Source organism: Amaricoccus solimangrovi (assembly GCF_006385685.1).
In the GTDB taxonomy this organism is placed as follows: Bacteria; Pseudomonadota; Alphaproteobacteria; order Rhodobacterales; family Rhodobacteraceae; genus Amaricoccus; species Amaricoccus solimangrovi.
Window position 1 is genome coordinate 18,401 of record NZ_VFRP01000022.1, and the last position, 12,463, is coordinate 30,863.

General features: G+C 70.5%; 10 protein-coding genes. 3 read left to right on the forward strand and 7 right to left on the reverse strand.

The features are described 5' to 3' along the window. Positions 1–4: 4 nt before the first annotated feature. The 5 genes from FJM51_RS17690 to FJM51_RS17710 all read right to left on the reverse strand — a co-directional run bounded on the left by FJM51_RS17690 (position 5) and on the right by FJM51_RS17710 (position 5,977). Positions 5–1,333 carry a UDP-glucose dehydrogenase family protein gene (locus FJM51_RS17690; protein WP_140455465.1) on the reverse strand — a complete coding sequence of 443 codons (1,329 nt, stop codon included), beginning with the start codon at positions 1,331–1,333 and terminating at the stop codon, positions 5–7. 90 nt (positions 1,334–1,423) lie between these two features. Continuing rightward, positions 1,424–1,984, reverse strand: coding sequence for a dTDP-4-dehydrorhamnose 3,5-epimerase (gene rfbC, locus FJM51_RS17695; protein WP_140455466.1), 561 nt, complete (start codon positions 1,982–1,984; stop codon positions 1,424–1,426). A gap of 121 nt (positions 1,985–2,105) precedes the next feature. Next, positions 2,106–4,052, reverse strand: coding sequence for an acyltransferase family protein (locus FJM51_RS17700; RefSeq protein WP_140455467.1), 1,947 nt, complete (start codon positions 4,050–4,052; stop codon positions 2,106–2,108). 103 nt (positions 4,053–4,155) lie between these two features. Beyond that, positions 4,156–5,688, reverse strand: a complete 1,533-nt coding sequence (locus FJM51_RS17705) for a GMC oxidoreductase (RefSeq protein WP_140455468.1) — start codon at positions 5,686–5,688, stop codon at positions 4,156–4,158. Continuing rightward, a complete protein-coding gene (locus FJM51_RS17710; RefSeq protein ID WP_140455469.1) occupies positions 5,678–5,977 on the reverse strand; it encodes a hypothetical protein in 300 nt (99 codons plus the stop codon). Before FJM51_RS17710 ends, FJM51_RS17705 begins: the two co-directional genes overlap by 11 nt. 423 nt (positions 5,978–6,400) lie before the next feature. Between FJM51_RS17710 and rfbF the strand changes: the two genes are divergently transcribed. Both rfbF and FJM51_RS17720 read left to right on the forward strand, forming a co-directional pair. Continuing rightward, a complete protein-coding gene (gene rfbF, locus FJM51_RS17715; protein ID WP_140455470.1) occupies positions 6,401–7,207 on the forward strand; it encodes a glucose-1-phosphate cytidylyltransferase in 807 nt (268 codons plus the stop codon). Positions 7,208–7,253: 46 nt separating this feature from the next. Then, positions 7,254–8,291 (forward strand): NAD-dependent epimerase/dehydratase family protein, encoded by a 1,038-nt coding sequence (locus FJM51_RS17720; protein ID WP_140455471.1) that lies wholly within the window; start codon positions 7,254–7,256, stop codon positions 8,289–8,291. 81 nt (positions 8,292–8,372) lie between these two features. Here the strand turns inward: FJM51_RS17720 and rfbC (FJM51_RS17725) are convergent, their stop codons facing one another. Together rfbC (FJM51_RS17725) and FJM51_RS17730 are read right to left on the reverse strand one after the other, a co-directional pair. Further along, positions 8,373–8,903, reverse strand: a complete 531-nt coding sequence (gene rfbC / locus FJM51_RS17725) for a dTDP-4-dehydrorhamnose 3,5-epimerase (RefSeq protein ID WP_140455472.1) — start codon at positions 8,901–8,903, stop codon at positions 8,373–8,375. Positions 8,904–8,920: 17 nt separating this feature from the next. After that, positions 8,921–10,030, reverse strand: coding sequence for an NAD(P)/FAD-dependent oxidoreductase (locus FJM51_RS17730; RefSeq protein ID WP_140455473.1), 1,110 nt, complete (start codon positions 10,028–10,030; stop codon positions 8,921–8,923). Between the two features lie 252 nt (positions 10,031–10,282). Between FJM51_RS17730 and FJM51_RS17735 the strand changes: the two genes are divergently transcribed. Beyond that, positions 10,283–12,358: a hypothetical protein gene (locus FJM51_RS17735; RefSeq protein ID WP_140455474.1), complete on the forward strand. Its 2,076-nt coding sequence runs from the start codon at positions 10,283–10,285 to the stop codon at positions 12,356–12,358. Positions 12,359–12,463 lie beyond the last annotated feature (105 nt).

Consider the following 12,463-nt stretch of genomic DNA (forward strand, 5'->3'; position numbering starts at 1 on the left):
CCCGTCACGCGCGCCCGCGCCCGATCGCGTAATAGGAGAAGCCGCGCTTCTCCATCCGCGCCGGGTCGTAGAGGTTGCGGCCGTCGAAGATCACCGGCGCCTTGAGCCGCTCGGCGATCAGGTCGAAATCGGGCGCGCGGAACACCTGCCATTCGGTCAGGATCACCAGCGCGTCCGCGCCCTTGAGCGCCGCCTCCTTGGTGCCGACGAGGGTGAGCCCGTCGCGGTCGCCGTAGATGCGCTGCGTCTCCTCCATCGCCTCGGGGTCATAGGCCTGGACCGAGGCCCCGGCCTCCCAGAGCGCCTCCATCAGCACGCGCGCGGCCGCCTCGCGCATGTCGTCGGTATTGGGCTTGAAGGAGAGGCCCCAGAGCGCGAAGACCCTGCCCTTCAGATCGCCCCCGTAATGCCTGGCGATCTTGGCGAAGATCACCTCCTTCTGCGCGTCGTTGCGGTCCTCGACCGCCTGGAGCACCTTCGGATCGAAGCCGATGCCCCGCGCGGTCTGGATCAGCGCCTTCACGTCCTTCGGAAAGCAGGAGCCGCCGTAGCCCGCGCCCGGATAGATGAAGTGGTAGCCGATCCGGGGATCCGAGCCGATGCCGAGCCGCACCGCCTCGACATCGGCGCCGAGCCGTTCCGCGAGGCCCGCGATCTCGTTCATGAAGGAGATCTTGGTCGCGAGCATGCAGTTGGCCGCGTATTTGGTGAGCTCGGCCGAGCGCACGTCCATGACGATCATCTTGTCATGGTTGCGGTTGAAGGGCGCGTAGACCTCGCGCAGCAGTTCCTCGGCCTCGGGGGAGTCGGTCCCGATCACGATCCGGTCGGGCCGCATGCAGTCGGCGACCGCGGCGCCCTCCTTCAGGAATTCCGGGTTCGAGACCACGTCGAACCTCAGGTCCGACCCCCGGCCCTCCAGCACCTCGGCCACGCGGTCGCGGACCTTGTCGGCGGTGCCGACCGGCACGGTCGACTTGTCGATGATCACCTTCGCCTCGGCCATGTGCTCGGCGATGGTCGTGGCGACGGCTAGCACGTATTTGAGATCGGCCGAGCCGTCCTCGTCGGGCGGCGTGCCGACGGCGATGAACTGGACCGGGCCATGGGCCACGCCCTCGGCGGCGTCGGTGGTGAAGCTGAGCCGGCCGGCGGCGTGGTTCCGCTTCACGATGTCCTCGAGCCCGGGCTCGTAGATCGGGATCCGGCCCGCCTTCAGCCCGTCGACCTTGGCCTGGTCGACATCGACGCAGAGCACGTCATGACCGACCTCGGCGAGGATCGCCCCCTGCACCAGCCCGACATACCCGGTACCGAAAACTGTGATCCGCATCTGAACTCCTCGGGCGTCGCGACCCGCGGGGGGCCGCCTGTTACATGTCGAAATCGGCGCGGTCCCGCGATAGCACGGGCGGCGCACGGGTCAAAAGACGAAGGGACTCTCGATTTCCGCGAGCCCCGGCTGCGCGCGGTCCTTGTCGGAAAGCCGCGCCGCCTCCGGCGCCACCGGCCAGTCGATGCCGAGCGCGGGATCGTTCCAGAGGATCCCGTGATCGGCCTCGGGCGCGTAATAGTCGGTCACCTTGTAGATCATCTCGGTTTCGGGCTCGAGCGTGACGAAACCATGGGCGAAGCCCTTCGGGATCAGGAACTGGCGCCAGTTCTCCGCCGAGAGCTCGACCGCGGCGTGGTCGCCGAAGGTGGGCGAGCCCCGGCGCAGGTCGACCGCGACGTCGAGCACCGCGCCCCGGACCACGCGCACCAGCTTGTCCTGGGCATGGGGCGGGCTCTGGAAATGCAGGCCCCGCACCACGCCCCGCTCGACGGAGAGCGAATGGTTGTCCTGGACGAATTCCAGATCGAACCCGGCCTCCGCGAGCCGCCGCCGGTTGTAGGTCTCGGAAAAGAAGCCCCGGTGATCGCCGAACTTTCCGGGTTCCACCAGGAGAAGGCCGGGTATTTCCGCCAGGTCGCGCCGCGCCATGTTCTCGTTTCTCTGCTCCGCCTCGGCGCCCGCCTGGGCGGGCGCCGCTTCCTTGTCGGATATCCCGCGCCGCCCCGCAAGGGCGCGCGCGCCCGCGCCGGACGCGGCGTCGGGCGCGGGGTCAGGGGGCCGGGCGCGTGTCCGGAACCGGGTCGAGGGCGGCGCGCCGCCGGGGGAGCGCGTCGCCGAGCGGCAGGTCGTCCCGGATGCGCGCGATCAGCAGCTTCGCGCCCGCGAAGGTCAGATGGCCGTAGTCGGACTGCATCGGCACGTCCTCGCCCGCGGTCTCGACGCAGTCGCCGCCGGGGCAGAGCACGTCGTAGACCGGGACATAGGCGACGCCCTCGGCGCGGACGATCTCGCCGAGCGCGTCGCTCAGCCCCTTCTTGGTCGGGTCGATCGCCGCCTCGGTCACGCCGTCGACGCCGTTCATCCGCTCCCGCGCGAGCAGGAGCGGGAATTCGCCCTCGTATTCGACGGTCGGGCCGAAGACCACGACCCGCCCCGCGAGCGGCCCGAGATGGGCGAGCGTCGGCGCGACCTTCGGGAAATCGGTCGCGCGCCAGCGCCCGACCATGATCACCGCGTCGAGATGGGCGCCCGGCACGAAGTCGCGGTAGACATGGTTGATGATGGCGCGGCAGGGCGCCTCGCCATCGGCGTCGAGCAGCGGGCGGCAGCCGCTGACCGAGGCCTTGAGGACATTCGCCTCCGGATAGGCGAGCGCGATCGCGCGCCAGACCGCGGCCGAGTGGCTGTCGCCGATCACCAGGTAGTTCGGCCGTCCCGGCTCGGTCCGGAGGCATTTCTCGCGGTCGAAGCCCGAACCGTCGGTGCTGTGGCCCGAGATCCCGCAGCCGTCGCCCTCGCCGAACTGGTAGGCGTGCTCGGCCGTGTCGTTGTAATCTGTATAGGCGGCGATGCGCAGCACGTCGGGGGGATAGCTCCGCCATTTCGCCCCCGTCGCATTGACGAGCCCGCCGAGCGCGAGGAATCCCGCGAGGCAGGCGAGGCCGAGACCCACCACCCTCGGCGCCGGGACGAGCCGGATGGCGCGGGTCCGGAACGGCCGCTCGACGAAGCGGAAGGAGAGATCGGCGAGCAGCCAGGAGAGGGCGAGCACCAGGAGGATGTCGAGGGGCGCGAGCGCCTGTCCCCGCGCCAGCCGGTAGAAGACGATCACCGGCCAGTGCCAGAGATAGAGCGAATAGGAGATCCGCCCGACATAGACGAGCGGCGCGGTCGAGAGCAGCGCCCCGGCCGAGGTGCCGGCGCCATAGGCGATCACGAGACCCGCGCCCAGCACCGGATAGAGCGCGTTCCATCCCGGGAAGGGATCCTCCTCGCCGAGCCCGAGGACGCCGAAGGCGATGAGCGCGATCCCCGCCCAGGCGAGCAGGCCGCGGCCCGGGCCGGCGCCGACCGCGGGCGCGGCGCCGGCGGCGATCAGCGCGCCGAGGCCGAGCTCCCAGATCCGGCTCGGCAGCAGGAAGAAGGCGGTCATCGGGTCGCGCGGCGTCAGCGCCACGCCGAGCCCGAAGGAGACGAGGACCATGAGGCCGATCCAGAGCCGGAACCGCCGCCCGAGGAAGCGCGCGACGAAGACGAGCATCAGCGGGAAGAAGACGTAGAACTGCTCCTCGACCGCGAGGCTCCAGGTATGCAGCAGCGGCTTCAGCTCGGCCGTCGCCGCGAAATAGCCCGAGGTGCGCCAGAAATAGACGTTGGAGAGGAAGAGCGCGGTCGCGACCACGCTGCGCCCCGCGGCGCGGAACTCGTTCGGCAGCATGATCGCCCAGGCGGCGAGCACGGTGGCCGCGAGCACGACGGCGAGCGCGGGCAGGATGCGCAGCACGCGCCGCTTGTAGAATTCGAGGATCGAGAAGCGGTCGCCGGAGGGGTCCTCGATCTCGCCGAGGATGATCGTCGTGATCAGGAAGCCCGAGATGACGAAGAAGACGTCGACGCCGGTGAAGCCGCCGGAAAGCCGCTCAAGCCCGGCGTGGAAGGCCACGACCGGCAGGATGGCGAGCGCGCGCAGGCCATCGATCTCAGCGCGATATTTCAACGGGGTACTCCTCGATGTCCGCGTCGGACCTGGATACTCGGCCTGCCCCCGCCTCGCGCGGAGACAACATAACGGATATTATCGCGCGCGGCCTCGCGCCCCCTCACGCGCTCAGTTCCTCCGAGAGGTGGTCGGCGAGGCGGAGCGACAGCTGCGTGATCGTGTAGGTCGGATTGGCGAAGCCCCCGGTCGGGAAGACGCTCGAGCCGCCGACATAGAGATTGGCGATCCCGTGCACCCGGCAGTCCGGATCGACCACGCCCTTCGCCGGATCGGCCGCCATGCGGGTCGTGCCCATGTGATGGCGCGCCGCGATGTCGCCGACCTTCTCGGAACGCCTCGGCAGGACCGGATTTTTCCCGAGCAGCCAGTTGCGGATCTTGATCCGCCCGACCCCCTCGTCGGCGAGCGTGGCGCCGAGCGCGATCGTCGCCTCGCGCAGCGTCTCGTAGTAATGCTCGTCGAGCAGCCAGTCGAGCGTGGCCCGGCGCTGGCCGAAGGCGTCCCGCTCGTCGTTCAGCATGACCCGGCAATCCGCCATCAGCGGCTGCTCGGTCTGGGCCCAGACATAGCCCGAGGGGTAATGCTCGGGATCGCGCTGCGTCCAGAGTTCGGTCAGCCCGTTCACGCTGCATTTCAGCGTCTGGTGGCGCAGATGCTCGAACAGCCGCTCGGTGAGGGGCGTGATGCATTCCGCCGCGCGGACCAGCTGATGCGGGAGCGAGCGGTCGGGATCGATGTAGCGGGGCGCGACGACGAAGGCCATCGCCAGCCCCTCGATCCGGTTCTGGTAGTCGAAGCCCGGCGTATAGGTCCGCTCGCTTCCGGTCGGGAACGGATGCTCGAACAGCACATCGGCGACCTCGACCGCGACATGGTCCTGGAAGTAGCGCCCGACCAGGTCGTTCCGGTTGCCGATGCCCCCCGGCACCTGGCTGTCGAAATTCAGCAGCGCCCGGGCGTTCTCGATCCCGCCGAGGCAGAGGCAGTAGCGCCGCGCCGTCACGGTGAAGCCCGGATCGCCGACCGCGTAGGAGCGGAAGACCGCGCCGGTCACGCTGGCGAGCGCGTCGTCGAGCCTGAGGTCGAGCAGATTGGCGTCGAGGCAGAGCGCGAGATTGGGCAGGGCCGCGATCTCGTCGCGGTATTTCGTCCCGAAGCGCGTCGGCGCGCTGCGCTGCCAGAAGACCTCGCGGAAATTTCCGCCGCCGCCCGCGACCGGCCGCTCCGGCGCCAGCGCCGGGGTGAGGTCGAGGACCTCCTCGGTCGCCGCCGCGTAGGGATCGAGCTCCGTCTTGCCGATCGGCCAGCCGCTCATCGGGTTGTAGGGCCGTTCGAAGAAGTCGAAGGCCTCGAGCGGACGGCAGCGGCCGTTCCAGTGGTTCGAGGACCCGCCGAGCATCCGGAGCCGCGAGACGTCGAGCTCGAAATTGTCGAGCCCCTCGACCTCGCCCTCGTAGAGCGCCTGGCTCTCCTCGGTCAGATCCTCGGCGCCACCCTCCATCAGCGCGACGTCGAACCCCTGCCGCGCGAGCATCAGCGCCACCGTCATGCCGGCGGGACCCGAGCCGATCACGCAGACGTCGAAGATCCGGTCGAAGAGCGACCGGTCCATGTCCTGGGCGTCAAAGATCATGGATGCGCGCGGCTCCCCCGAGGGAGGCGGCGGCGGGAAGCGCGATCCCGAGGGCGCGCAGATCCTCCCCGGTCAGCACCCAGCCGTCGACGAGATAATGGCCGCCCCGGCGGCGGATGCCGGCCAGGGCGCCGGTTTCCCCTTCGCTTCCCGCGCCGAACCCGGCCCCGAAGGCCGCGCCGGCCGGCATCGCGGCCAGGGCGCCGAGCGCCGTCCCGAGGAACCTCCGGCGGCCCGCGCCGCGCGGATCGGCGAAGCGCCCTCCGGGCGCGGAACTCTTCCTGGTCAATGCATACTCCCCGGTACCGGACCACTCGGCAACATCGTCCGGGCCTCCCCCGGCCCGCTCCGCCCCCCGCTCCCGAAAATGCTCGCGAGGCGCGTAGACGAAGTATGAACTCTCTCCGCGTGATTCGGCAAAGCCAAGAGTTTTCGGCGCGCTTCCGGCCGGCCGGGACGGGCGGCGCGACCCCGCCGGCTTAACGGTCACGCCGGCGGAGGGCTGTTCCTTCGCCCGCGGCCTGTGCTAGGCTTCGCGCGCCCTTCGACGGCGCGCGCGACCATTTCCGGCGATGCCACCCGCGTGTCTGGGCCTTGTGTGACTTCGTGTGTGAGGGATGCGCCGCGCCGGTTCCCGCGGAAGGGAAGATCGCATTCCGGTCCCCCCTGGCGGACCGGGCGGGCCGGCGCGGACAGGTAAAGAGGATACTTGATGAAGGTCGTGATTTTCGCCGGCGGCTACGGCACCCGGATCAGCGAGGAGACGACGGTCCTGCCGAAGCCGCTGGTCGAGATCGGGTCGATGCCGATCCTGTGGCACATCATGAAGATCTATTCCGCCCACGGGCTCAACGACTTCGTGATCTGCTGCGGCTACAAGGGCCATCTCATCAAGCGCTACTTCCTCGACCTCTTCCACCGCGAGAACGACATGACGATCGATCTGCGCGACAATTCGGTCGAGGTCCACCGGACCGTCACCGAGCCCTGGAAGGTGACGCTCGCCGATACCGGTCTCGAGACGATGACCGGCGGTCGCCTCCGGCGGGTGCGCGACTATATCGGCGACGAGCCCTTCTGCCTCACCTATGGCGACGGGGTGAGCGACATCGACATCACCGCGCTCATCGAGTTCCACAAGGCCGAGGGCACGCTCGCAACCGTGACGGCGGTGCAGCAGCCGGGCCGCTTCGGCGCGCTCGATTTCGCGGCCGATGCGAACCGCGTGAAGGGATTCCGCGAGAAGAGCGCGATGGACGGACATCTGATCAACGGCGGCTTCTTCGTCTGCGAGCCCGGGGTAATCGACTACGTCGACGGCGACGACGACATGTGGGAGCACGCGCCGCTGCGCCGGATCGTCGCCGCGGGCGAGCTCTCGGTCTACCGCCACGCGGGGTTCTGGCAGAACATGGACACGCTGCGCGACAAGCACGTGCTGCAGGAACTCTGGGACAGCGGCGACGCGCCCTGGAAGATCTGGGACCGTCCCGCCGCCAGGGCGAACGCGGCCGAGTGACGGCGCCCCCATTCCCCACGAGATCGCAATCAGACCGGGATCAAAGATGAAAGTCCTCCTCACCGGCGCCGACGGCTATATCGGCGCGATCATGGGCCCGAAGCTGATCGAGGCCGGCCACGACGTGACCGGGATCGACACCGGCTACTACCGCCGCGGCTGGCTCTTCGACGATGCGAAGATCCATCCCCGCGTGGTCTCGAAGGACCTGCGCCGGATCGAATCCGCCGATCTCGAGGGATTCGACGCGGTCGTGCATCTCTCCGAGCTTTCGAACGACCCGATCGGCGAGAACGACCCGGGCCTCACGATGGCGATCAACCACGAGGGATCGGTCGCGCTCGCGAAAAAGGCGCGCGAGGCCGGCGTGAAGCGCTTCGTCTACGCCTCCTCCTGCTCGACCTATGGCGCGGGCGGCGACGGGATGCGCACCGAGGAGAGCGAACTCGCGCCCCAGACCGCCTATGCGAAATGCAAGATCCTGGTCGAGCGGGACGTGCGCGACCTCGCCGACGAGACCTTCACCCCGGTCTTCATGCGCAATGCCACCGCCTACGGCGCCTCGCCCCGGCAGCGTTTCGACATCGTCCTGAACAACCTCGCGGGCTTCGCCCATACGATCGGGGAGATCCGGATGACCTCCGACGGCTCGCCCTGGCGGCCGATCGTCCATATCGAGGACATCTGCCAGGCGATGCTCTGCGCGCTGACCGCCGATCGCGAGGCGGTCTCGGGCGAGAGCTTCAACGTCGGCGCCGATTCCGAGAACTACCGGATCCGCGAGATCGCCGAGATCGTGGCGAAGACCTTCCCGGGCTGCGAACTCACGATCGGCGAATCGGGCGGCGACACGCGCAGCTACCGCGTGAGCTTCGCCAAGATCCGGGCCCACATGCCCGAATTCGAGACATCCTGGACCGCCGAGCGCGGCGCGCGCCAGCTCCGCGCCATGTTCGAGCGCATCGGCCTCACCCGCGAGATGTTCGAGGCCGAGCCCTTCACCCGGCTGAGGGAAATCAAGCACCTGCGCGCGACGAACCAGATCGACCCGACGCTCTACTGGACGAAGCCCGAGCCGGTCTGACCCTTTCGGGGGGGAATATGCGAATGCGTATTCCCGTGCGATTCCGGCCCCGGGGAGGAACATGCATTCGCATATTCCTCCCTACCCGCCGAACAGCGGCCAGATCCTGTCCTTCTCCGCGATGACCGAGACCGGCAGCGGCCAGTCGATGGCGAAGGCCGGGTCGTCGAAGCGGACCCCGTCGCCATGGCCGGGCACGAAGGCGGGCGTGATGAGGTAGAGCACGTCCGTCTCGTCCTCGAGCGTCTGGAAGCCGTGCGCGAAGCCCTTCGGGATGTAGAGCATCCGCCCGTTCCCGGCCGAGAGTTCGAACCCCTGCCAGCGGCGGAAGGTCGGGCTCCCGGGCCTGAGGTCGATGATCACGTCGAAGACCGCGCCGCGCGTCGCGCGCACCACCTTGGCCTCGGCATGGGGGGGGCGCTGGAAATGCATGCCGCGCAGCGTGCCCGCGCGGGTGTTGTGCGAGACGGAGGCCTGCGGATAGTCGGCCTCGATGCCCGCGCGGGCGAATTCCCCGGCGCAGGCGACGCGGGCGAAATGCCCCCGGTCGTCCACGTGCCGCTCCTGCTCGATCAGCCGCGCGTCGGCGAGACCGGTCTCGTGGAATATCATCTCCCGTTCCTCCGCGCTCAGGCCGCGAGCCGGTCCCGGACCGCCTCGCCGAGCGCGAGCGAGGAGGTGAGCCCGGGGCTCTCGATGCCGAAGAGATTGACCAGCCCCTCCAGCCCGTGCGTCTCCGGCCCCTCGACGCGGAAATCGGTCGCCGCCCCGCCGGGTCCGGCGAGCTTCGGCCGGATCCCGGCGTAGGTCGGGGCGAGCGCGCCCTCGGGCAGGCCGGGCCAGTAGCTCCGGATCGCCGCGGCGAAGCCCGCGCCCCGGCGCGGGTCGAGGGAATAGTCGATCGTCTCGACCCATTCGGTATCCGGGCCGAAACGCCCCTGCCCCGCCAGGTCGAGCGTCAGATGCACGCCGAGCCCGTCGCGCTCGGGCACCGGATAGATCAGATGGCGGAACGGCACCCGGGCCGAGGCGGCGAAATAGCTGCCCTTGCAGTAATGGATCCGCCGGCGGTGCGCGGGGGCGAGCCCCTCGATCGCCGCCGCCACCTCGCCCGCGAAGAGCCCCGCGGCGTTGACGAGCCGGTCCGCGGCCAGCGTCACGGTCTCGCCCCCGCTCTCGACCGTGACCGCGAAACCGCCGCCGCCGAGCGGCCGGGCGGCGCGGAAGCGGCTGCGGAGCGCGATCGCCCCGCCCGCGTCCTCGATCTCGCCCTGGAGGCTCAGCATCAGCCCGTGGCCGTCGATGATCCCGGTCGAGGGCGAGAGGAGCCCCGTGACGCCCCGGAGCGCCGGTTCGAGCCGGGCGAGACCCGCGCGGTCGAGGGCGAGGAGATCGGCGACGCCGTTGGCCGCCGCCGCCGCCGCGATCGCGTCGAGCCGCGCGACCTGGTCCTCGCCGGTCGCGACGATGATCTTGCCGGTCCGGGCATGGGCGATCCCGCGGGCGGCGGCGTAGGCGTAGAGCATCTCGCGGCCGCGAACGCAGAATTCCGCCTTGGCCGAGCCGGCGGGATAGTAGATCCCGGCGTGGATCACCTCGGAATTGCGCGCGCTCGTATGGCAGCCGAGCCTCTCCTCGGCCTCGAGCAGGATCACCTCCCGCCCCGCGCGGGCGATCGCCCGCGCCGCCGCGAGCCCGACCACGCCGGCGCCGACGACGATGCAATCCGTCCGCTCCATCCCTGGTTCTCCGCCCCGCCCTCCGGTCGCGCCCATCACTCCCGTGTCGCGGCGGGAAAGTCAAATCGCGCCCCGAAGCGTGTCCCGGCGCGCGGGCCGGGCGCGAAGCCTTTGTCACCCCGGAAATAATCCGTTAACCATGGCCATTGCTTCAACTTGCCTTTCCGCGCCGGGGGGCTGACAGGACGTGCGAGACAGGTTCCGAGGTCGATGAGTTCTCCGCCCCCAGATCTTCCCCGCGCTCCCCGGCTCATGCCCCCGGAGACGCCTCCGGCGCGGGTCCCGCTCGGCCGCAAGATCCGCCACCGGATCTGGGTGACCTTCGCCGAGGCGATGGCCGACGCGGCCGAGGGGATGCGCCGCGCACCTGGCCGGTTCGCGACCCAGGGGCTGAGGGGGATGAACCGGGTCTGCGCCGCCGACCCCGGCCGGCTGCTCGGTCCGGTCGCCGGCACCCGGCGCCTGGCGCCGCGAAGCGCCTTCCTCGCCCAGGCCGAGGCGATCCTGACGGCGCGCGGCCGGGGCTGGGAGGCGGCGGCGGCGCTCTTCGCGCGCGAGGCCGCGCGCGCGCGGCCGGGGGCCGCGGCCGAGCTCCTGCGCCTGCGCCCCTTCCCGCCGATCTGGCCCGCCCTGCCCGCGGCGACGCGGCCGAGCTTCCTTGATCCGGAGGAGGCGCGGAGGATCGTCGTCTATACCACCGCCTTCGACGGGGAGGAGGCGCCCGCGCCGCTGTTCCACGAGCCCCCGGGCATCCGCTTCCTGCTCCTGACCGGGCGCGCCGGGCTCTCGGTCCCGGGCTGGGAGACGCATCTCCTCTCCCCGCCCGCGCCGCCGGACCAGGCCGGCGCCTGGGCCCGCGTCCATGCCGAGGCGGCGCTCGCGGAGATCGCGCCGGAGGCGGAGGCCTCGCTCTGCCTGCGCCCGGACCGCGCGCTCATCGGCAATCTCCACACGATGATCGCGCGCTGGTTCCTGCCGGCGGATTTCGTGCTGTGGCGGCACAGCGGCGGGGTGGACTGGCACGATCTCGCCGAGCGCGTCCTCGTCCGGCGCGCCTTCGGTCGCCCCGGCGTGAACGAGGCGCGGGTGCTCGCCCAGGCGCGCGACTGCGCCGCCCGCGGCCTGCCGCGCGACCGGGGCCTGTTCGACACCGGGGTGATCTGGCGGCGCCACCGCGCGCCCGAGGTCCGGGCGGTGGCCGAGGCCTGGTGGCAGGCCTTCGCCCGCGCGCCGGGCCTCGACGAGATCAGCCTCTACGCGGCGCTGAACGATCCGGCCCTGCCCTGGGCGGCGGGGGAGGAGGCGCGGGTCCCGGCGGCGGAGCGCGTCCCGGCCCCCGCGCGGATCCTGCCCGCGGCCCTCGGCCCCGCCTCCTACAACGCCCTCGCCGCGCGGCGCTTTCCGCGCCCCCCGCTCCGGCCGCGCCCCTGCGCCCCGGCCGCCCCGGTTTCGGGCCGGCCGCTCGGCGTCGCCTTCCTCTATGCCGAGCGCTATGCGAATTCCGCCTCGACCATCCTGCGCGGCAAGCAGCTCTCCGAAATGGTCGCCGCGCGCTATCCTGATGCGATCGACATGGCCTATACGAGCGACATCGACGCGCTCCGCGACCGGGTGGTGATCGTGACCAAGGGCGCGCTCGACACCCATTCCGCCGAGGCGCTCGAGGCCCTGCGCCGGCGCAACCGCGCGGTGATCGGCAGCTGGGACGACCGGCTGCCGAGCGCGGACAAGATCGCGGCCACCGACGCGGCCATGGGGGTGTCGAACCGCCAGACCCACGATTTCGCGCGGCTCTTCCCGGCGATCCGCGCCTATCACGTCACCCACCACGTGAATTCCGAGATCCCGTTCTCGACGCCCCCCGGGGACCGGCCGCGCACCGCCTATTTCGGCTTCCGCGCCAACACGGTCCTGTCGGAGAGCCTGCGCAACATGATCGACATGATCCCGCTCGAGACCGCCCGGGTCGACATGAGCTGGATCGCGCTCCTGCCCCATTACAACTGCCACTGGATCGTCCGGCGCTCCAAGGCGCATGACGGCTGGAAGCCCTTCCTCAAGGGCTTCACCGCGGCGCGCGCCGGCGCGGTCGTCGTGGTCGGCCGCGACGACGAGGACGCGCTGCAGTATCTCGGCGACGACTATCCCTTCTACGTCGGGGGAACCAGGATCCCGCAGCTCGAATACGACATGGCCCGCGTCGCCTCGGCCTTCGGAGGCCCCGACTGGGCGCTCGCGCGCGACATCATGGCCCAGGTCGCCGACCGCTCCTCCGACGCGCAGGTCTGCGCCGAATTCCGCGCCATGGTCGAGGACGTGATCTCGTAGCTGGACCCTTGGAATAGCCTTGCCCTCTTCTTCGACTCAGCGTGCGGCTGAACACCGAAAAGGCCGGGGTGCGGCCATGACGATCAACATGGATTTCGGTGGAGT